Source organism: Pseudomonas sp. BN414, assembly GCF_029871275.1.
In the GTDB taxonomy this organism is placed as follows: domain Bacteria; phylum Pseudomonadota; class Gammaproteobacteria; order Pseudomonadales; family Pseudomonadaceae; genus Metapseudomonas; species Metapseudomonas resinovorans_C.
In genome coordinates this window covers 560,718-580,006 of record NZ_SSOL01000079.1, presented here as the reverse complement: position 1 = coordinate 580,006, position 19,289 = coordinate 560,718, and the positions used below count along the sequence as shown (strand labels likewise).

The window sequence follows — 19,289 nt, the reverse complement described above, 5'->3', positions numbered from 1 at the left end:
TAGTACTGCGCGAGCAGGTTGTCGCTGACCTTGTAGTCGCCACCGGCGAAGTAGAACTTGTTGACGAACTGGCCCGTGCGGGCGTTGTTCGCGCCGGCGATGGACAGGCCGCGGGCGTCGCTGGAGTTACGCCCCTTGGCGTGCTCCAACTGGCCACCGACCAGGGTCAGGCCGGCGATTTCGTTGGAGGTAACCTGCCCGCCCTCGAAGGTCTGCGGCAGCAGGCGACCGTCGTTGTAGGTCACCACCGGCAGCTTCGGCAGCAGGGTGCCGATGCGCGCTTCCGTCTTGGAAATGCGCACCTTGCCGGTCACGCCGAGGCTGCCGAAATCGTCCTTGGCGCGGCCGTCGTTGTCGGTCGGGAACACAGTGCCGCCGTAGCTGGCGCTGGTCGGGTTGTAGTGGCGGCCCTTGCCGGAATCCAGCTTCACGCCCAACAGGCCGAGGGCATCCACGCCCACGCCGACGGTGCCTTCGGTGTAGCCGGAGGCGTAGTTGAAGAGGAAGCCCTGGCCCCACTCTTCCTGCTTGGACGGCGCGTCGGCGAACTGGCGGTTGTCCGAGTTGATGTAGAAGTTGCGCAGGGTCAGGCTGGCCTTGCTGTCTTCGATGAAACCACCAGCGGCGGCTTGCTGGGCCAGCACGCCGAGGGCGACGGCCAGGGCGAGGGACGGTTGGTGCATTCGGGTTACTCCATTCTCTTGTGGTCTTGAAAGGTCCTCTCGAACGCACCGCCACCCAATTCGCTATGTTGTCTTGTATATAGCGATAGGCGAACATCAGCAGCACCGGGGCTTCCGGACTGCTCAAGAGGGTTCGTTCAAGGTTGCGCAGCAGCGACTGGAACAGCCGAAATGCGCGAGACGGCGTGCATAACGCCAAAACTTGACTTCAAAGTCAAATTCTTTCAAGAATGCGACCGCGCCGGCTGACCCCAGGTCAGTCGGTGGGAAATGTGCACAGTCGGGCCGGAACCTGAGGTTCCGGCCCGCTGGTGTCAGGCGGGTACGCCGAGAATGACGTGAGAGGCCTTGATCACAGCCGTCGCGCTGACGCCTTTGACCAGGCCGAGTTCGGCCACGGCTTCACGGGTCACCACGGAAGTGACCTTGGCGCCACCGGGCAGCTCGATTACGACTTCGGAGTTCACGGCCCCTGCGTCCACCGACACTACGGTACCGCTCAGGCAGTTGCGGGCGGACAGGCGGATGTCGCTGCCATCGGTCATGAGCATCACCCAGGGTGCCTTGACCAGGGCGATGGCCTCCTTGCCGACCGCAAGGCCGAGGGATTTGACGCTCTGCAGGGTGACGACGGCCACCAGGCTGTCGCCGCCGGGCAGGGCGAGCACGACTTCCGCGTTAACCGCGCCCTCCGTCAGGGCGCTGATGGTTCCTTTGAATACGTTGCGGGCACTTACTTTCACAGGATTTTTCCTCCGTGTTTCGAGAGGTCACGAATGGCGCTATATAGCGTAGTAAATAGCGAGAACAGGACCGGCCAAGACTCTAGGTCCGGCACTTATAGCGCCTCAACCACAACGGCCGATTTCATCCTCATTCCTGCGAGCCACCCATGACCGCACCCCGCTTCCTCGCCCGCATGTCGCTGGAAACCGCCATTGGCGCGGAGTTATCCGGCACGCGCATCCGCCTGCTGGAGCAGATACAGCTCAAGGGCTCGATCAACCAGGCAGCCAAGGCCGTGCCGATCTCCTACAAGGCCGCGTGGGAAGCGGTGGACACCCTGAACAACCTCTCCCCCACTCCGCTGGTCATCCGCGTCAAGGGCGGTCCGCAGGGCGGCGGCACCGAACTGACCGATTACGGCCGCAAGGTGGTGGCGATGTACCGCGCGCTGGAAGGTGAATACCAGGCCACTCTCGACCGTCTGGCCGGGCAGCTCGACCACAACGGCCCCGAGGACATCCAGGCATTCCAGGCGCTGATGCGGCGCATGCGTCTGAACAGCAGTGCACGCAATCAGTTCTCCGGAAGCATCAGCGAGCTGGTGGAAGGTCCGGTGGAAGCCGAAGTGCGTATTCGCCTCGATCCGCAGACCGAGATCGTCACCGTGGTCACCCGCACCAGCGTGGAAAACCTGGGCCTGGCGCCGGGCATGGAAGTGCTGGCGATGGTCAAGGCGTCCTCGGTAATGCTCAGCACCGAGCGCGGCGTGCGAATGACCGCGCGCAACCAGCTCTGGGGCGAGATTTCCCTGATCCACGAAGGCCCGGTGAACAACGAGGTGACCCTCGACCTACCTTCTGGACGCTGCATCACCGCAGTGGTCACCCAGGCCAGCTGCGAGACGCTGGACCTGCGCCCCGGCTTGCCCGCCTGCGCCTTCTTCAAGGCCTCCAGCGTGATCCTCGCCAGCCATTTCTGAATCACCAACAACGATGAACACCACACAACCCACAACAAGGAGTCATCCCATGAGTCATCGCCTCACCCGCGCCGCCGCCGCGCTCGTCGCCCTGTTCGCCCTGGGCAGCGCCTCGGCTGCCGAAGTCCAGGTGGCCGTCGCCGCCAACTTCACCGCCCCGATCCAGGCCATCGCCAAGGATTTCGAAAAGGACACCGGCCACAAGCTGGTCGCCGCCTACGGCGCCACCGGCCAGTTCTACACCCAGATCAAGAACGGCGCGCCTTTCGAGGTCTTCCTGTCGGCCGACGACACCACCCCGGCCAAGCTGGAGAAGGAAGGCGATGCCGTGCCCGGTTCGCGCTTCACCTACGCCATCGGCACCCTGGTGCTGTGGTCGGCGCAGGACGGCTATGTGGATGCCAAGGGCGACGTGCTGAAAACCGGCCAGTACAAGCACCTGTCCATCGCCAACCCGAAAGCCGCGCCCTACGGCCTGGCGGCCACCCAGGTGCTGGACAAGCTGGGCCTGACCGCAGCCGTGAAGCCCAAGCTGGTTGAAGGCCAGAACATCACCCAGGCGCTGCAGTTCGTCTCCAGCGGCAACGCCGAGCTGGGCTTTGTCGCCCTGTCCCAGGTGTACAAGGATGGCAAGATCACCAGCGGCTCCGCCTGGATCGTGCCGGCCGAGATGCACGAGCCGATCAAGCAGGACGCGCTGATCCTGAAGAAGGGTGAATCCAACCCGGCCGCCAAGGCGCTGGTGGATTACCTGAAAGGTCCGAAGGCCGCGGACGTGATCAAGTCCTACGGCTATCAGCTGTAAGCACTGCGCGGGGGTGAAACGCCCTCACCCCCAGCCCCTCTCCCAAAGGGAGAGGGGAGCCAGTCAGCGGCGACTCAGTCGTCGCCTTCTTCCATCGCGGCCTTGAGCGCTTCATAGGCCGGTGCGGTGTAGATGCCGACGTCCACGGCCAACTGCATGACCTTCTCCAGGTCGTTCTTGTAGACCAGCACGCACTGCAGTTCGTCATCCAGCGGTTCGCTGAAATCCACCAGCACGTAGCCGCCCTTTTCCGGGTAGAGGCTGCCCATCTGCACCTGGATGCGATTGAGGGCCTTGAGCGGCTCGACTTTCACCAACTGCTTGGGCTTGAGCACGAAGTTCACGCTCGGACCGAAGGAATCCACTACCTGCTGGAACAACTGGTCGTAGCTGTCGGCCTGGAACAGCACGGTGTCGGGCAGGCTGCCCACTACCACCCATTCGCCCAGGGGAATGGGGAAGCTGTCGTCGTAGTTGATATCCGGGTTGGCGGCGAGGAAGGCGTCCGCATCCGCGTAGGCCTGGGTCGCCTCGGCGGCGACGCGTTCGATCTCATCCTCGGCCATGCAGCCGGAGCTGATTGCCGTGATCAATTCGATAAGTTGCTGTTTCACGAGATGAGCCCTGCCGCTTGAGGAACGAAAGCGCGAAGGATACAGGGAAGCCACGCGGACATAAAAAAAGCGGAGGACTCTTGCGAGCCTCCGCCACTTCAGCACACCACGCTGAGTAAAATCAGGTCGTACGGATCAGATGATCGAAGGCGCTCAGCGACGCCTTCGCGCCCTCGCCCACGGCGATCACGATCTGTTTGTACGGAACCGTAGTCACGTCGCCGGCGGCAAACACGCCGGAAATATTGGTCTGGCCTTTCGCGTCGACGATGATTTCGCCGCGCGGGGACAGCTCCACAACGCCCTTCAGCCACTCGCTGTTAGGCAGCAGGCCGATCTGCACGAAGATGCCTTCCAGCTCCAGGGTGCGCAGCTCGTCAGTGGTGCGGTCCTTGTAGACCAGGCCGTTGACCTTCTGACCATCACCTTTCACTTCGGTGGTCAGCGCACTCTTGATGACGTTGACGTTGGGCAGGCTGGCGAGCTTCTTCTGCAGCACGGCGTCGGCACGCAGCTTGTCGTCGAACTCGATCAGGGTGACATGGGCGACGATGCCAGCCAGGTCGATGGCCGCCTCGACACCGGAGTTGCCACCGCCGATCACAGCCACACGCTTGCCCTTGAACAACGGACCGTCGCAGTGCGGGCAGTAGGCCACGCCGCGGCCACGGTACTCCTGCTCGCCGGGCACGTTCATCTCGCGCCAGCGGGCACCGGTGGAGAGGATCACGGTTTTCGCCTTCAGGGACGCGCCGCTCTCGAACTTCACTTCATGCAGTTCGCCTTCGGCCTTGGCCGGAACCAGTGCGCTGGCACGCTGCAGATTCATGATGTCGACGTCGTACTGCTTGACGTGCTCTTCCAGGGCACGAGCCAGTTTCGGGCCTTCGGTTTCCTGCACGGAGATGAAGTTCTCGATGGCCATGGTATCCAGTACCTGGCCGCCGAAACGCTCGGCGGCAACGCCAGTGCGGATGCCTTTACGTGCGGCGTAGATGGCAGCGGAAGCACCGGCGGGGCCACCGCCGATCACCAGCACGTCGAAGGCCGCTTTGGCGTTGAGTTTCTCGGCATCGCGAGCGGCGGCGCCGGTGTCGATCTTGGCGAGGATTTCTTCCACGCCCATGCGGCCCTGGCCGAACAGTTCGCCGTTCAGGTAGATGCTCGGCACCGACATGATCTGGCGCTGCTCGACTTCACCCTGGAACAGCGCGCCGTCGATGGCGACGTGGCGGATGTTCGGGTTGAGCACGGCCATCAGGTTCAGCGCCTGCACCACGTCAGGGCAGTTCTGGCAGGACAGCGAGAAATAGGTTTCGAAGGTGAACTCGCCCTCGACCGACTTGATCTGCTCGATCACATCGGCGGCGAGCTTGGACGGATGACCGCCCACCTGCAGCAGGGCCAGCACCAACGAGGTGAACTCGTGGCCCATGGGGATGCCGGCGAAGCGCAGGGAAATGTCCGCACCGGGGCGATTCAGGGAGAACGACGGGCGACGGGCGTCGCTGCCATCGGTCTTCAGGGTGATCTTGTCGGTCAGGCCGACGATGTCTTGCAGCAGGCCAAGCAGCTCGCGGGATTTGTCGCTGTCATCGAGGGACGCGACGATCTCGAACGGCTGGGTGACCTTTTCGAGGTAGGCCTTCAACTGAGTTTTAAGATTGGCGTCCAACATGTGCGAATTCCTTTATTGCGGGCATGAGTCACCCCTCGACGGTCGTTGCCGACCGCCCGAAACGGGATGAGGGGTGTGGTGCGAGCGGATTGCCGGAAGGATTTCCGCTCGCCTTTACAGCGCGTGAAACGGAGTGGGAAGCGTCGAGAGCAAGCGCTACAGCTTCCCGACCGTTTTTAGATCTTGCCTACCAGATCCAGGGACGGGGCGAGGGTCGCTTCGCCTTCCTTCCACTTGGCGGGGCAGACTTCGCCCGGGTGAGCGGCAACGTACTGGGCAGCCTTGACCTTGCGCAGCAGTTCCTGGGCGTCACGGCCGATACCGCCGGCGTTGACTTCAACGATCTGGATCTTGCCTTCCGGGTCGATCACGAAGGTGCCACGGTCAGCCAGGCCAGCGTCTTCGATCAGTACTTCGAAGTTCTTGGACAGAACCCAGGTGGGGTCGCCAACCAGCGGGTACTGGATCTTGCCGATGGTGTCGGAAGTGTCGTGCCAGGCTTTGTGGGTGAAGTGGGTGTCGGTGGACACGCCGTAGATTTCCACGCCCAGCTTCTGGAACTCGGCGTAGTTGTCAGCCAGGTCGCCCAGCTCGGTCGGGCAGACGAAGGTGAAGTCGGCCGGGTAGAAGAAGAATACGGACCACTTGCCTTTCAGGTTGGCTTCGGTCAGTTCGACGAACTTGCCGTGGTGGTAGGCGGTGGCTTTGAACGGTTTGACTTCGGTATTGATCAGAGACATCGCAACGTCCTCGTTGGGTTAGAAATTTACCCGACAAAGACTATTGGGTTATTCCAAAAAGATCACATTGAATGACCCCATCAGAACGATTGATTACCTCAATGCAACTCTTCGACGCCCCGGGCGACGGGGCCTGGAGCGGCGGCGCAACCGCTATCAGACCAGCGTTTCGTCCAGCACGAGCACCAGTTTTCCTTCTACCTGGTTGCTAGCGAGGGCCTCGAAAGCCGCCTCGGCGTCCTTCGCGGGGAAGGCGCGTTCTAATCGCGGCTGCAGGCGGCCTTCCTCGAACAGCGGCCAGACGTGCTGGCGCAGGTCGCTGATGAGATCGGCCTTGAACTGCTCGTCGCGGCTGCGCAGCGTCGAGCCGATCAGTTGCACGCGCTTGCCGAGCAGCAGCGCCATGTCCAGCTCGGCCTTGCGACCGCCCATCAGGCCGATGTTCACCCAGCGGCCATCGACGGCGGCCAGCGCCAGGTTGAGGCTGGCATAGTTGCCGCCCACCGGGTCGAGGATTACATCGAAGGGCGCGAAATCACGCAGGCCTTCCAGGTCCTCGCCACGCAGCGCGCCGCCCTGGGCGCCGAGGGATTCGCAGTAGGCCAGGCGCTCGGCCGAACCCACGCTGACCCAGCAAGGGTTGCCGAAAGCCTTGCACAACTGGATGGCGGCCGAGCCGACACCGCTTGCGCCGGCGTGCAGCAACACCTTCTCGCCCGGTTTCAGGGCTGCCAGCTGGAACAGGTTGAGCCAGGCGGTGGCATAGACTTCCGGCAGCGCAGCGGCTTCAGCCAGCGACAGCCCCTCGGGCGCAGGCAGCACATGGCGCGCATCCACCACGACCTCCTCGGCCATGCCACCCCCGGCGAGCAGGCAACAGACACGGTCACCCACCTGCCAGGCGCCACTGCCCGGGCCTACCTCGGCGATCACCCCGGAAGCCTCCAGCCCCAGGATATCGCTGGCCCCCGGCGGCGGCGGATACAGCCCCGCACGTTGCAACAGGTCGGCTCGATTCAGACCGGCGGCGGCCACGCGGATCCGCACTTGTCCTACATCACAGGCAGGGCTCGCCCGCTCCCCCCACTCCACGCGCCCTTCGACGCCTTGCAATGCCTTCACGGTGCCTCCATAGTGAGCCTGGACCTGGCCCAGCGACCTGCTGGGCCTTCGCGTTGCGCCAATGGAACCCGGCGCCCTCAAATACGGCCTAATATGCGTTATCACCTGTCCCGACGTCGAATCAGCATGAAGCGCTCCCTGATCAGTTCCGCCCTCGCCCTGGCTCTCAGCGTCAGCGTCCTGCCGTTGCATGCCGCCCCTACCGCCCCGAACAGTTGGGACTCCATTCAGCCCGACCGTGAACAGGTGATCGCCAGCCTCAATGTGGTGGAACTGCTCAAGCGCCATCACTACAACAAGCCGCCGCTCAACGATGAGCGCTCGGTGAAGATCTACGAGGGCTACCTCAAGCTCCTCGACCCGGCGCGGATGTACTTCACCGCCGGTGATATCGCCGAATTCGACAAATGGCGCACGCGTTTCGACGACCTGCTGAAAAGCGGCGATCTGGAACCGGGCTTCATCATCTACAAGCGCCACCTGGACCGCCTCAAGGAGCGCCTGGACTTCGCCCTGGCGCTGCTGGACAAGGGCGTCGACAAGATCGACTTCAACGTCGACGAGAGCCTGGAAATCGACCGCGAGAAGGCGCCCTGGGCCAAGGACCGTGCCGCCCTCGACGACCTCTGGCGCAAGCGCGTGAAAGACGAAGTGCTGCGCCTGAAGATCGCCAAGAAGGAACCCAAGGCCATCCAGGAACTGCTGGTAAAGCGCTACAAGAACCAGCTCTCCCGCCTCGAACAAACCCGTGGCGAAGATGTGTTCCAGGCCTACATCAACGCCTTCGCCCAGACGTACGACCCGCACACCCAGTACCTCTCCCCGGACAACGCGGAGAACTTCGACATCAACATGAGCCTGTCCCTCGAGGGCATCGGCGCCGTGCTGCAGAGCGATAACGAGTACGTGAAGGTGGTGCGCCTGGTGCCGGCCGGTCCGGCCGAGAAGAGCAAGCAGGTCGCCCCGGCGGACAAGATCGTCGGCGTTGCCCAGGGCAATGGCGAAATGGTCGACGTGATCGGCTGGCGCCTGGACGAAGTGGTCAAACTGATCCGCGGCCCGAAAGGCTCAGTGGTTCGCCTGGAAGTGATCCCGGCGAGCAACGCGCCGAACGACCAGACCAGCAAGATCGTCGCCATCACTCGCGAAGCGGTGAAGCTGGAAGAACAGGCCGCGAAGAAATCCGTCCTCAACCTCGAGCATGAAGGCAGCAAGTTCAAGCTCGGCGTGATCGAGGTACCGGCCTTCTACCTGGACTTCAAGGCCTTCCGTGCGGGCGACCCCGAGTACAAGAGCACCACTCGCGACGTGAAGAAACTCCTCGGCGAATTGCAGAAGGAGAAAGTCGACGGCGTGGTCATCGACCTGCGCAACAACGGCGGCGGTTCCCTGCAGGAAGCCACCGAACTGACTGGCCTGTTCATCGACCAGGGCCCGACTGTTCTGGTGCGCAACAGCGATGGCCGTGTCGATGTGCTGGCCGACGAGAACACCGGCGCCTTCTACACCGGCCCGATGGCCGTTCTGGTCAATCGCCTGTCCGCCTCGGCTTCGGAGATCTTCGCTGGCGCGATGCAGGACTATCACCGCGCGCTGATCATTGGTGGCCAGACCTTCGGCAAGGGCACGGTGCAGACCATCCAGCCGCTGAACCACGGCGAACTGAAGCTGACCCTGGCCAAGTTCTACCGCGTTTCCGGCCAGAGCACCCAGCACCAGGGCGTGCTGCCGGACATCGAGTACCCCTCGGTGGTCGACACCAAGCAGATCGGTGAAAGCGCCCTGCCCGAGGCCATGCCCTGGGACAGCATCCGCCCGGCCATCAAGCCCGAACTGGACCCGTTCAAACCGTTCCTAGCCGAGCTGAAGTCCCGCCACGATGCGCGCACCGCGCAGGACCCGGACTTCGTCTACAGCCGCGAGCGCCTGGCGCTGGCCCAGAAGCTGATGAAGGACACCGTGGTCAGCCTCAACGAGACCAAGCGTCGCGCGCAGCAGGCCGACATCGAGAACAAGCAGCTGACGATGGAGAACACCCGTCGCAAGGCCAAGGGCGAGGAACTTCTGAAGGAACTCAAGCCGGAAGACGAAGACGCCGTCCCGGTAGAAGAGGAAAAGACCAAGCCGGAAGACGACGCCTACCTGACCGAGACCGGGCAGATCCTGCTGGATTACCTGGGCCTGAACGCAGCCGTGGCGAAACATTGAAATGATGTCATAACGCCGTCACATAACTGTCGTGAAATCCGGGGGCCGCAATTGCGGCCCCTTTCTTTTTCACGAGTAACAGCATGACCGTCACCGAGCAGTTGAGCGCACTGGGCCTGATCCTCGCTCACGGCGACTTGCACAGTTTGTTCCAGCCGATCCTGTCGCTGTCGGAGCGACGCATTCTCGGTTACGAGGCGCTGACCCGCGGCCCGTCCAACAGCCCATTGCACTCCCCCATGACCCTGTTCGCGGTAGCGCGCCATGCCGGACGCCTCAGCGAACTGGAAATGGCTTGCCGCAAGAGCGCGTGCCGGCGCTTCAAGGAACTCAAGCTCGATGGCCTGCTGTTCCTCAACGTGTCCCCGGAATCCCTGCTGGACCCGGCGCACCAGCCGGGCCGCACCCTGAAGATGCTGCAAGCCTTCGGTATCCCGCCGAGCCAGGTGGTGATCGAACTGACGGAACAGACTCCAACCGAAGACTTCAATCTGCTCGATACCGCCCTGCACCATTACCGCGCCATGGGTTTCTCCATCGCCCTGGACGACCTCGGCGCCGGCTACTCCAGCCTGCGCCTGTGGTCCGAGCTACGCCCGGATTACGTGAAGATCGACCGCCACTTCATCGACGGCATTCACCAGGACGCGGTGAAGCGCGAGTTCGTCGAATCCATCCTGAAAATGGCCAAGGCCTCGCGTGCCCAGGTCATCGCCGAAGGCATCGAGCTGCCGGAAGAACTCGCGGTGCTGGCGGAGATGGGGATCGACCTGGTCCAGGGCTACCTGCTGGGCCGTCCGCAGGAACACCCCTCACGCGACCCTCGCGCGCTGCTGCCGACGATGGAATCGCTCAGCAGCATGAACGAGGAGAGCCGCGACCTCGCTGCGCTGCTCAACGAGCAGCCGGCGGTACATGAGGACACGCCCATCCACGAAGTGCTGGAAGCGTTCCGCGCCCAGGCCAACCTCAACTCGCTGGCAGTGCTGGACGCCCATGAGCGCCCGGTCGGCATCGTGCATCGCCACCTGCTCTCCGAGGCCCTGCTGCGACCTTTCGCCACCGACCTGTTCACCCGCAAGTCGGTGAATCGGCTGATGAGCACGGACTTCCTCGCTGTGGAACTGGGACAGTCGCTGCAACAGGTCAGCCGCCTGATCACCAGCCGTGCCCGGCAACGGATAGAAGAGGACTTCATCATCATTCTCGAGGGCCGCTACCGGGGTCTGGGGCGGGTGATCGATGTGCTCAAACTGATTACCGAGCTGAAGATCCAGCAAGCGCGCCATGCCAATCCATTGACCCTGCTACCAGGCAATGTGCCCATCCAGCAGTGCCTGACGCGCCTGCTGCAGCAACGCCGTCAGGCGGTGGTTTGTTATGTGGACATCGACAGCTTCAAGCCCTTCAACGATCTCTACGGCTACGCCAAGGGCGACGAGGTGCTGCTGTGCCTGGCCCAGTGCCTGAGTGAACGCGTGGACCCGGCTCGAGACTTCGTCGGTCATATCGGCGGCGACGATTTCATGCTGGTACTGGGGTCGGCTGACTGGCGCATGCGCCTCAACCATCTGCTGGAAGACTTCCAGGGGCAGTGCCGGCGCTTCTACCGCAACGACCACCTGGAAGCGGGCTGCTTCGTCGCCCACAACCGTCATGGCCAGCGCGAGGAATATCCGCTGCTGTCGCTGTCCATTGGTGTAGTGACCCTGAGGGCCGAAGACTGTTTGCGACTGGATGCCTCGCAACTGGCAGGGCTCGCCTCCGAGGCCAAGCGCCACGCCAAGGCAATGCCAGGCTACAGCCTGCATATCATCGAAGCGGTTTCATCCGTGGCGGATTGATCGCGCCGTCCAGTCAGAGCCCGAGTTCGCTGGCTCGCTGTGCGGCGCTTTTGGCCGAATCACTATCGGGCTCCAGACCCGGTCCGCCGTCGCGGTAGAGGTCCGCCAGCTTGCGCGCTGCCAGCGGATGGCCAGCATCGGCCGCCAACTGCCACCAGCGCGCGGCTTCCGCGGCATCCGGTGCCTGCCGGGCATCGCCGTCCAGGCTCAGCACGCCGAGCTGATAGGCGGATTTGCCGTCGCCAGCCTGAGCTGCCAGGCGGAGCAGGCGAATGCCCTCCTCCCGCGCACCAAAGCCGTGTCCACGGTGAAGCAAGAGGTGACCGTAGAAACTCTGTGCGGACAGGTCGCCCAGGGCGGCCATGCGCGCGAACTGGCCTTGCATCCATTGCCAGGCACGCGGATGGGCCACCAGCTTGGGGAAGCGCATGAGCCGGCGTGCTACCAGGTAGCCGAGCCGTGCCCGCAGCTTCCAGAGCATCACTGCTCCTCGGGGTAGGTGAACTCGAATACGCGAACGACTTCAGCTGCATGCCAGGACGCGGCGGCAGTGCCATCCGGCGGGCCGGCGAAGCGGCCCAGGCGTTCGACGCACTCGAAGAACCCCGTACGCGGCAGGCGACTGGCGCCCTGGCTGATCACCAGGGAACTGCGCAAGGGTCGCTCGGCGCGGGCGTCGAGGGCGGCCAAGTGTTCGAGAGCTGCGGTAAGGGTCTGCATTGCCGGGGACGGCAATTGCAGGCGTTCGATCAATGCCCGGTAGGTCAACAGATGACGCTGACGGCGAGCATCTTCCAGTTCATCCAACAAGGCTTGCCAGTGCTGGCGGCTGATTCGCAGACTCAAGATCCGGACTCCCAGCCGGATACGCCGAGGACATGCGCCAGACTCCGTTTGATGGCTTCATCGGGCTCGCGTTCGCCGCTCTCGATCAATCCGAGGTAATGCGGGCTGATCCCCACAGCGCGAGCTAGCTGTTCCAGGCTCTGGCCCTGCGCTTCGCGCAGCGACTTCAGTTGTCCGAGCGCAACCCTGGCTGGTTCGGTGGCCGATTCCGTAGCGGCCTGGCCAGCGGCGCGCAGCAGCGCCTGATACTCGGCCCAGGGCAGTACCGCGTACTCCGCCTGGCCGTCACGCATGATCACTTGCACACTCATTGAAGCTCCCCGTGGAACGCAGTGCCGACTGCTTCAGCACCTCCATGCAGGCGGCCATATTATCAGGCCGAGGGCCCGCAGAGGGTGAACTATACTGCGTCCACCTGGCGGGGGAAGGCTCGTGACGCGGCATTTTCGTGTAGTTCTCTGGATACTGTTCAGCCTCTGGCCCGGACTCGCGCTAAGTGAAGAGCTGCGCTGGGGTTTCGGCCCGGCCGATGGCATGCCCTACGCGCAGGTGAGCGACCACGCCCTGCTCGGCGGCTTCATCCTTCATCTGGGTGAGCGCATCGCCAAGGACCTGTCCATCAAGGTCAGCTTCGTCGAAACACCGAACAAGCGCATCGAGGAATCCCTGAAGAACGGGCGCATCCACCTGATCTGCAACTCGAATCCCGAATGGATGGTGGATGCCTCGGCGTATCACTGGTCGCCCTCGTTGTTCGAAGAAGAAGACGCCCTCCTCCAGCATCGCGACAGTCCGCGCATCGCCAGCCTGGCCGACCTCAAGGGCAAGGTGCTGGGCACCAGCCTGGGTTTCGCTTACAGCATGCCGCTGATGGAAGCCTTCGCGAATAAGGATGTGGAGCGCAAGGATGTGCGTGATCTCGACACCCGCCTGAACCTGCTGAGCCACAAGCGGCTGGACGCCATCATCGACATGCGCCGCGCCCTTGCCTATGAACTGGCCGTGCGACCCGATGCCCCCTTGGTATTCAGCCCCTGGATCGTGGAGCGCTACCAATTGCACTGCGCCTACAGCGGCCAGCTACCGATACCGGCGGAGCAACTGGACGCCGCGCTGCAACGCTTGAGGGACAGCGGTGAGATCGAATCACTGCTCCAGGGCGAGCAGCAGCGCGCGGGACTTCAGGATCGCTGAGAGTCCGGCGCCGGTAGCCGTTCCAGCGCCGCTCGTACAGCCGGTGACTGGCCATCGCGCCACGCGCGGAAAGCATCCAGTTCGCTACCCCAGGTTTTCAGGACCCAAGCCAGCACCGCCAGGTCGTCGACGAAGCCCATGCCCATCAGCCAATCCGGCAGCGCATCGAGCGGCGTGACGAAATAGATCAAAGCCCCTACCACGGCGAGAAATGCCTTGGGATTGATCTGTCGGTAGTCACCGCGCAGCCAGGCATTGGCCAGCGACAGTAACAGTCGCAGGTCATCCTTCACCGCACCGAGCCGGCCGCTCTGGCTCGTGCTCTTGCGTGATACCGCCAGCAGCAGGGATGGCAATCGGCCACCGGCGAGGAAACGCTGCGCCAGGGTCAGGTAACGCTGGAAATTCCAGGGTGCTTTCACGGCTACTCCTCGGCAGAAGCCTGGCCTAGACGGCTTGGCGCGGTTATCCACGAAATCTGTGGATAACCTTGTTAGCAGTTTTCCACATTACTCGGAAAAGGCCCATGTCATGGGGCTCCGCGACAGATCGGGTAAAATTTGCCCACTGCCAAAAGCCCAGCAAAATCAATCATTTGACCAGACGGTCCGCAATGCGACTGCAGGTCGCACAGCGCACAATCGTGGTTACCCGGTCATGTGCATAACCGTAACACCTTCTCGACGCCTCACTCCCGATGTGACTAAAAAATCGCTTCGCGATTCAGATGAGACTGGCGCCGGAAACGAAAACGCCCCGTCGAGACGGGGCGTTTTCGTGAAACAGCTGCCGCTTATTGCTGGCCAGCGGCCGCCGGGTCCTTGATGCCGAGCAGTTCCAGGTCGAAGACCAGAACCGAGTTGGCCGGAATGGCCGGGCTCGGGCTCTGCTCGCCATAGGCCAGCTCGCTGGGGATGAAGAGCTTGACCTTCTCACCCACGTGCATCAGTTGCAGGCCTTCGACCCAACCCGGGATCACGCCATTGACCGGCAGGTCGATGGGGCTGCCGCGCTGGACGGAGCTGTCGAAAACGGTGCCGTCAGTCAGCTTGCCTTCGTAGTGAACGGTCACCACGTCGGTCGCCTTGGGCTGGGCACCTTCGGCTTTCTTGACGATTTCGTACTGCAGGCCGGAAGCGGTGGTCACAACGCCTTCACGCTTGCCGTTGTCTTCGAGGAATTTCTTGCCGGCTTTGGCGTTCTCGGCATTCAGCGCGGTCATGCGCTCTTCGGCACGCTTCTGCAGGAAGGCGAAGGCTTCAACCAGCTCTTCGTCCTTCAGGCGCTGCTCCTTCTTGCCGATGGCGTCTTCGATGCCCTGGGCGACAGCCTTGGGATCGAGGTCATCCATGCCTTCCTGGGCGAGGCTCTTGCCCATGTTCAGGCCAATACCGTAGGAAGCCTTCTGGGCCGGAGTCTTGAGTTCAACGCTGGTCTGCGAATCGCAGCCCGCGAGAACCAGGCCCACCAGGGCCACAGCGGCCGCCAACCGATGTTGTTTCATGCTGAATCCTTGTCTGTCGCCATGATGGCAATACGATGGAGCGGCGAGCTTAGCAGGCCGCCGCGAGAGGTGGCTATGGGCAATAAGAACGGCGCGTCTGCAATAAGTTCAGCAGCTTGCGCGGCATCACGTAAGCATTGATGACAGTGCTGTCGGGGATTTTTGGCAGGCAAAGAAAAAGCCCCCAGGTATCGCTACCTGAGGGCTTTTATAGTGGCGCAGCGGACGGGACTCGAACCCGCGACCCCCGGCGTGACAGGCCGGTATTCTAACCGACTGAACTACCGCTGCGCGTAACCTTGAAACTGGTGGGTGATGACGGGATCGAACCGCCGACCCTCTGCTTGTAAGGCAGATGCTCTCCCGGCTGAGCTAATCACCCTAATATGCGCCCAATGAAGGGTCACACACTAAACGAAAAACCCTCAGGCATTGCTACCTGAGGGTTTTGAATATGGCGCAGCGGACGGGACTCGAACCCGCGACCCCCGGCGTGACAGGCCGGTATTCTAACCGACTGAACTACCGCTGCGCGTAACTGCGAGATTGGTGGGTGATGACGGGATCGAACCGCCGACCCTCTGCTTGTAAGGCAGATGCTCTCCCGGCTGAGCTAATCACCCTTCACTCTCGAAGTGGGGCGCATTCTAGAGAGGTATCCCGCCTCTGGCAAGCCCCTTTTGAAAAAAAATTATCAGGCCTTCCAAAGGCTTAGCTCAGGGTTGAGCCCGACGCCTCCCGATGAGAATAATGCGCGCTTTGTGTCCGGAGGTTTTCCCCTATGTGGTTTCGCAACCTGCTTGTCTATCGCCTCACCCAGGATCTGAATATTGATGCCGAGGCGCTGGAAGCCGCGCTGGCGACCAAACCGGCCCGGCCGTGTGCCAGCCAGGAGCTGACCACCTACGGTTTCGTGGCGCCGTTCGGCAAGGGCGCCGATGCACCGCTGGTACACGTCAGCGAAGGTTTCTTCCTGGTTTCCGCGCGCAAGGAAGAACGCATCCTCCCCGGCAGCGTGGTGCGGGATGCCCTGAAGGAAAAGGTCGACCAGATCGAGACCGAGCAGATGCGCAAGGTCTACAAGAAGGAACGCGACCAGCTGAAGGACGAGATCGTCCAGACCTTCCTGCCGCGCGCCTTCATCCGCAAGTCCGCTACCTTCGCCGCCATCGCGCCGGCACAGGGCCTCATCCTCGTCGACGCTTCCAGCCCCAAGCGCGCGGAAGACCTGCTCTCCACCCTGCGTGAAGCCATCGGTTCGCTGCCGGTGCGTCCGGCCTCGGTGAAGATCGCCCCCACCGCCACCCTCACCCAGTGGGTCCAGACCCAGGAAGCCGCCAGCGACTTCTACGTGCTGGACGAGTGCGAACTGCGCGACACCGACGAAGACGGCGGCGTTGTGCGCTGCAAGCGCCAGGACCTGACCAGCGACGAAATCCAGCTGCACCTGACGTCCGGCAAGCTGGTCACCCAGCTGTCCCTGGCCTGGCAGGACAAGCTGTCCTTCATCCTCGACGACAAGATTGTGATCAAGCGCCTGCGCTTCGAGGACCTGCTGCAGGAGAAGGCCGAGCAGGACGGTGGTGAAGATGCCCTGAGCCAGCTCGACGCCAGCTTCACCCTGATGATGCTGACCCTTGTAGAATTCATTCCGCAGCTCTTCGAAGCCCTGGGCGGCGAAGAGATTCCGCAGGGCGTCTGACCTTGCCAGCGCCGGCCCCAAGCCGGCGCTTTCATGACGCTCTCCAGCGTCTGGCATGACCTTTCCGAACATCGCGACCGGCCGGACTTGTCCGACCGGCCAAGATGTGCAAAATACTGCGCAGCGCGAGGACGACCTTGCCACTCTGCGAGTGATCACCGGGGACGGCCCCACCCAATCTGTCGTCTATCTGGAGTTCACGATGTCCTGGATCATTCTCTTTTTCGCCGGCCTGTTCGAGGTGGGCTGGGCCGTCGGCCTGAAGTACACCGACGGCTTCAGCAAGCCGCTGCCCACCGCCCTCACCGTGATCGCAATGCTCATCAGCCTGGGCCTGCTCGGCCTGGCCATGAAGGAACTGCCGCTCGGCACGGCTTACGCCATCTGGACCGGGGTCGGCGCGGTCGGCACGGTGATCGCCGGGGTCATCCTGTTCGGTGAATCGATGGCGCTGGTGCGCTTGCTCAGCGTCGCGCTGATCATCGGCGGCCTGATCGGCCTCAAGCTCAGCCACTGAATCCCACAAAGAAAAAAAAAGCCCGCCATTCGGCGGGCTTTTTCATTCAGCGGGCATCGCCCCGCAGTTCGGCCACCTGCAACTGCAGGGTCTGCCTGTCGGCCAAATCGGGCGATACAGGCGCCCCCGCCACCAGGCGGATGCGCGACCAGAAGCGCTTGAACAATCCCTTGGCCGGGTCACGGCTGAAGAAGCTGCCCCACAGCCCCTGAAGCGCCATCGGGATCACCGGTACCGGATTCTCCTCGAGGATGCGCTCGATGCCATTCTTGAACTCATTCAACTCGCCGTCGCCGGTCAGCTTACCCTCGGGGAAGATGCACACGACTTCGCCGTTGCGCAGGTACTCGGCGATCTTCTTGAAGGCCGCATCGTAGACCAGCAGGTCTTCATGGCGCGCCGCGATGGGCACGGTCCCGGCGGTGCGGAAGATGAAGTTCAACACCGGCAACTGGTAGATCTTGTAGTACATGACGAAACGCACCGGACGTCTCACCGCGCCGCCAATCAGCAGCGCATCGACGAAGGACACGTGGTTGCACACCAGCACCGCCGGCCCGTCCTCGGGAATCGCCTCCAGGCCCTTATGCTCCACGCGGTACATGGAGTGGCCGAGCAGCCAGACCAGGAAGCGCATGGTGAACTCGGGAACGATCTTGAAGATGTAGCTGTTCACCGCGATGTTCATCAGCGACACCACCAGGAACAGCTCGGGAATCGACAGCCCGGCGACGCTGAGGAAGAGGATCGAGGCGATGGCCGACACCACCATGAACAGCGCGTTGAGAATGTTGTTCGCGGCAATCACACGGGCGCGCTCGTTCTCCGCCGTACGCGACTGGATCAGCGCATACAGCGGCACGATGTAGAAGCCGCCGAACAGGCCGATACCGAGGATATCGGCAAGGATCAGCCAGGCCTGGCCATACCCCAGCAGTGCCATCCAGTCATGCGGCGCCGCGCCTTGCGGGAACTCGCCGGAGTGCCACCAGAGCAGCAGGCCGAAGAGGGTCAGGCCGATGGAGCCAAAGGGCACCAGGCCAACCTCTACCTTGCCGCCGGAGAGACGCTCACAAAGCATCGAGCCCAATGCGATCCCCACCGAGAACACTGTGAGGATCAAAGTCACCACGCTCTCGTCGCCGTGCAGCAACTCCTTCGAATAGGCCGGGATCTGCGTCAGATAGACAGCCCCGAGGAACCAGAACCAGGAGTTACCCACCAGCGAGCGCGATACCGAAGGTCGCTGGCCCAGTCCCAGGCGCAGGATCTGCCAGGACTGGCGGAAGATGTTCCAGTCCAGTTTCAGCTCCGGCAGCGCGGCAGCCGCACGGGGGATGCCGCGGCTGGCCAGGTAGCCCAGGCTGGCGGTGAAGACGATGGCACAGGCCACCACCGGCTCGTAGCGCTCGACGGACATCATGAGACCGGCGCTGATGGTCCCCGCGAGGATGGCGAGGAAGGTACCCATTTCCACCAGGGCGTTGCCCCCCACCAACTCATCCTCCCGCAGCACCTGCGGCAGGATCGAATACTTCACCGGGCCGAACAGCGCCGAGTGGGTGCCCATGGCGAACAGCGCCAGGAACAGCAGCGGCAGACTGTCGAAGAAGAAGCCCAGCGCCCCCACCGCCATGATGGCGACCTCGGCCAGCTTGATCGCGCGGATCAGCGCGTCCTTGGCGAACTTCTCGCCGAACTGCCCGCCCAGGGCGGAAAACAGGAAGAACGGCAGGATGAACAGCAGCGCACAAAGGTTGGTGAAGATGCTCTTGTCGCCGGAAATGGCGAGCTTGTAGAGGATGGCGAGGATCAGCGACTGCTTGAAGATGTTGTCATTGAAGGCGCCGAGCAGCTGGGTCACGAAGAACGGCAGGAACCGCCGCGTGCCCAGCAGGGCGAATTGCGAGTGTTGGCTCATCTTCCTTGGTACCTGTGGTTGGCAGTGGAATAGCCTCGTGCAACCGAAGTTGCACGTCGCTGATTGGACTGCAGGACAGTGGCGGAAAGCCACACTCACAGGAAAGATGTTTGTGCGAATTCGCAGACCTGAATCGTAGGAGCGAGCTCTGCTCGCGAATCGTTCCCTGTGGGGGCGAATTCATTCGCCAAGGGCCCGGGGTTGCA

The 19,289-nt window shown here is 62.7% G+C and carries 19 protein-coding genes and 4 tRNA genes; 7 read left to right on the top strand and 16 right to left on the bottom strand.

Translation table 11 applies throughout. The annotated features are described in order from the left end of the window. Window positions 1-683 (bottom strand): OprD family outer membrane porin (locus E8E95_RS30525; protein WP_280356176.1); only part of this gene is annotated, 683 nt, incomplete at its 3' end. 314 nt (window positions 684-997) lie between these two features. Further along, window positions 998-1,426 carry a TOBE domain-containing protein gene (locus E8E95_RS30520; protein WP_280356174.1) on the bottom strand — a complete coding sequence of 143 codons (429 nt, stop codon included), beginning with the start codon at window positions 1,424-1,426 and terminating at the stop codon, window positions 998-1,000. A gap of 149 nt (window positions 1,427-1,575) precedes the next feature. Here E8E95_RS30520 and E8E95_RS30515 point away from each other — a divergent pair, with 149 nt between their 5' ends. Next, on the top strand, window positions 1,576-2,388 hold the full coding sequence (locus tag E8E95_RS30515; protein ID WP_280356173.1) for a TOBE domain-containing protein: 813 nt from the start codon (window positions 1,576-1,578) through the stop codon (window positions 2,386-2,388). A 49-nt stretch (window positions 2,389-2,437) separates the two neighbouring features. Then, the gene (gene modA / locus E8E95_RS30510) at window positions 2,438-3,193 is read left to right on the top strand and encodes a molybdate ABC transporter substrate-binding protein (protein ID WP_280356171.1); all 756 of its coding nucleotides are present in this window, start codon (window positions 2,438-2,440) and stop codon (window positions 3,191-3,193) included. Between the two features lie 74 nt (window positions 3,194-3,267). Here modA and E8E95_RS30505 read toward each other — a convergent pair whose 3' ends face one another. From E8E95_RS30505 to E8E95_RS30490, 4 genes are all read right to left on the bottom strand, one after another. After that, entirely contained in the window at window positions 3,268-3,807 is a 540-nt protein-coding gene (locus E8E95_RS30505) for a hypothetical protein (protein WP_280356169.1), read from the bottom strand. 121 nt (window positions 3,808-3,928) lie between these two features. After that, window positions 3,929-5,485, bottom strand: coding sequence for an alkyl hydroperoxide reductase subunit F (ahpF, locus tag E8E95_RS30500; RefSeq protein WP_280356167.1), 1,557 nt, complete (start codon window positions 5,483-5,485; stop codon window positions 3,929-3,931). 176 nt (window positions 5,486-5,661) lie between these two features. After that, window positions 5,662-6,225, bottom strand: a complete 564-nt coding sequence (gene ahpC / locus E8E95_RS30495; protein WP_280356166.1) for an alkyl hydroperoxide reductase subunit C — start codon at window positions 6,223-6,225, stop codon at window positions 5,662-5,664. A gap of 156 nt (window positions 6,226-6,381) precedes the next feature. Next, window positions 6,382-7,347, bottom strand: a complete 966-nt coding sequence (locus E8E95_RS30490; RefSeq protein ID WP_280356165.1) for an NAD(P)H-quinone oxidoreductase — start codon at window positions 7,345-7,347, stop codon at window positions 6,382-6,384. Between the two features lie 126 nt (window positions 7,348-7,473). Between E8E95_RS30490 and E8E95_RS30485 the strand changes: the two genes are divergently transcribed. Together E8E95_RS30485 and E8E95_RS30480 are read left to right on the top strand one after the other, a co-directional pair. Beyond that, on the top strand, window positions 7,474-9,555 hold the full coding sequence (locus E8E95_RS30485; RefSeq protein WP_280356164.1) for a carboxy terminal-processing peptidase: 2,082 nt from the start codon (window positions 7,474-7,476) through the stop codon (window positions 9,553-9,555). 83 nt (window positions 9,556-9,638) lie between these two features. Beyond that, on the top strand, window positions 9,639-11,399 hold the full coding sequence (locus E8E95_RS30480; RefSeq protein ID WP_280356162.1) for a bifunctional diguanylate cyclase/phosphodiesterase: 1,761 nt from the start codon (window positions 9,639-9,641) through the stop codon (window positions 11,397-11,399). Between the two features lie 13 nt (window positions 11,400-11,412). On the opposite strand, the gene E8E95_RS30475 is transcribed toward E8E95_RS30480, so the two are convergent. The 3 genes from E8E95_RS30475 to E8E95_RS30465 are packed head-to-tail and all read right to left on the bottom strand — an operon-like array spanning window position 11,413 to window position 12,556. Next, complete coding sequence (locus E8E95_RS30475; protein ID WP_280356160.1) at window positions 11,413-11,880, bottom strand: sel1 repeat family protein; 468 nt, start codon at window positions 11,878-11,880, stop codon at window positions 11,413-11,415. Continuing rightward, window positions 11,880-12,245 (bottom strand): hypothetical protein, encoded by a 366-nt coding sequence (locus tag E8E95_RS30470; protein WP_077521470.1) that lies wholly within the window; start codon window positions 12,243-12,245, stop codon window positions 11,880-11,882. Before E8E95_RS30470 ends, E8E95_RS30475 begins: the two co-directional genes overlap by 1 nt. Next, window positions 12,242-12,556, bottom strand: coding sequence for a helix-turn-helix transcriptional regulator (locus tag E8E95_RS30465; RefSeq protein WP_280356157.1), 315 nt, complete (start codon window positions 12,554-12,556; stop codon window positions 12,242-12,244). Before E8E95_RS30465 ends, E8E95_RS30470 begins: the two co-directional genes overlap by 4 nt. A gap of 121 nt (window positions 12,557-12,677) precedes the next feature. Between E8E95_RS30465 and E8E95_RS30460 the strand changes: the two genes are divergently transcribed. Further along, on the top strand, window positions 12,678-13,439 hold the full coding sequence (locus E8E95_RS30460; RefSeq protein ID WP_280356155.1) for a transporter substrate-binding domain-containing protein: 762 nt from the start codon (window positions 12,678-12,680) through the stop codon (window positions 13,437-13,439). Here E8E95_RS30460 and E8E95_RS30455 read toward each other — a convergent pair. The 6 genes from E8E95_RS30455 to E8E95_RS30430 all read right to left on the bottom strand — a co-directional run bounded on the left by E8E95_RS30455 (window position 13,427) and on the right by E8E95_RS30430 (window position 15,566). Beyond that, window positions 13,427-13,861 (bottom strand): DUF1232 domain-containing protein, encoded by a 435-nt coding sequence (locus E8E95_RS30455; protein ID WP_280356154.1) that lies wholly within the window; start codon window positions 13,859-13,861, stop codon window positions 13,427-13,429. The genes E8E95_RS30460 and E8E95_RS30455 overlap by 13 nt on opposite strands. Before the next feature lie 371 nt (window positions 13,862-14,232). Then, the gene (locus E8E95_RS30450) at window positions 14,233-14,943 is read right to left on the bottom strand and encodes an FKBP-type peptidyl-prolyl cis-trans isomerase (RefSeq protein ID WP_077521478.1); all 711 of its coding nucleotides are present in this window, start codon (window positions 14,941-14,943) and stop codon (window positions 14,233-14,235) included. Window positions 14,944-15,157: 214 nt separating this feature from the next. Beyond that, window positions 15,158-15,234, bottom strand: a tRNA-Asp gene (locus tag E8E95_RS30445). A 15-nt stretch (window positions 15,235-15,249) separates the two neighbouring features. Then, window positions 15,250-15,325, bottom strand: a tRNA-Val gene (locus E8E95_RS30440). A 73-nt stretch (window positions 15,326-15,398) separates the two neighbouring features. Then, window positions 15,399-15,475, bottom strand: a tRNA-Asp gene (locus E8E95_RS30435). A 15-nt stretch (window positions 15,476-15,490) separates the two neighbouring features. Continuing rightward, window positions 15,491-15,566: transfer RNA gene (locus E8E95_RS30430), tRNA-Val, on the bottom strand. Between the two features lie 158 nt (window positions 15,567-15,724). On the opposite strand from E8E95_RS30430, the gene rdgC reads away from it, so the two are divergent. After that, a complete protein-coding gene (gene rdgC, locus E8E95_RS30425; protein WP_280356152.1) occupies window positions 15,725-16,645 on the top strand; it encodes a recombination-associated protein RdgC in 921 nt (306 codons plus the stop codon). Between the two features lie 202 nt (window positions 16,646-16,847). Further along, window positions 16,848-17,162 (top strand): quaternary ammonium compound efflux SMR transporter SugE, encoded by a 315-nt coding sequence (sugE, locus tag E8E95_RS30420; protein WP_120652666.1) that lies wholly within the window; start codon window positions 16,848-16,850, stop codon window positions 17,160-17,162. A gap of 46 nt (window positions 17,163-17,208) precedes the next feature. On the opposite strand, the gene E8E95_RS30415 is transcribed toward sugE, so the two are convergent. Then, window positions 17,209-19,083 (bottom strand): MFS transporter, encoded by a 1,875-nt coding sequence (locus E8E95_RS30415; protein WP_280356151.1) that lies wholly within the window; start codon window positions 19,081-19,083, stop codon window positions 17,209-17,211. Between the last annotated feature and the right edge of the window lie 206 nt (window positions 19,084-19,289).

Excerpts from the sequence above, each read along its gene's own strand:
- E8E95_RS30515 (WP_280356173.1), top strand. The coding sequence starts at position 1,576 with ATGACCGCACCCCGCTTCCTCGCCCGCATGTCGCTGGAAACCGCCATT.
- modA (WP_280356171.1), top strand. The coding sequence starts at position 2,438 with ATGAGTCATCGCCTCACCCGCGCCGCCGCCGCGCTCGTCGCCCTGTTC.
- ahpF (WP_280356167.1), bottom strand. The coding sequence starts at position 5,485 with ATGTTGGACGCCAATCTTAAAACTCAGTTGAAGGCCTACCTCGAAAAG.
- ahpC (WP_280356166.1), bottom strand. The coding sequence starts at position 6,225 with ATGTCTCTGATCAATACCGAAGTCAAACCGTTCAAAGCCACCGCCTAC.
- E8E95_RS30485 (WP_280356164.1), top strand. The coding sequence starts at position 7,474 with ATGAAGCGCTCCCTGATCAGTTCCGCCCTCGCCCTGGCTCTCAGCGTC.
- E8E95_RS30480 (WP_280356162.1), top strand. The coding sequence starts at position 9,639 with ATGACCGTCACCGAGCAGTTGAGCGCACTGGGCCTGATCCTCGCTCAC.
- E8E95_RS30475 (WP_280356160.1), bottom strand. The coding sequence starts at position 11,880 with ATGCTCTGGAAGCTGCGGGCACGGCTCGGCTACCTGGTAGCACGCCGG.
- E8E95_RS30465 (WP_280356157.1), bottom strand. The coding sequence starts at position 12,556 with ATGAGTGTGCAAGTGATCATGCGTGACGGCCAGGCGGAGTACGCGGTA.
- E8E95_RS30450 (WP_077521478.1), bottom strand. The coding sequence starts at position 14,943 with ATGAAACAACATCGGTTGGCGGCCGCTGTGGCCCTGGTGGGCCTGGTT.
- rdgC (WP_280356152.1), top strand. The coding sequence starts at position 15,725 with ATGTGGTTTCGCAACCTGCTTGTCTATCGCCTCACCCAGGATCTGAAT.
- sugE (WP_120652666.1), top strand. The coding sequence starts at position 16,848 with ATGTCCTGGATCATTCTCTTTTTCGCCGGCCTGTTCGAGGTGGGCTGG.
- E8E95_RS30415 (WP_280356151.1), bottom strand. The coding sequence starts at position 19,083 with ATGAGCCAACACTCGCAATTCGCCCTGCTGGGCACGCGGCGGTTCCTG.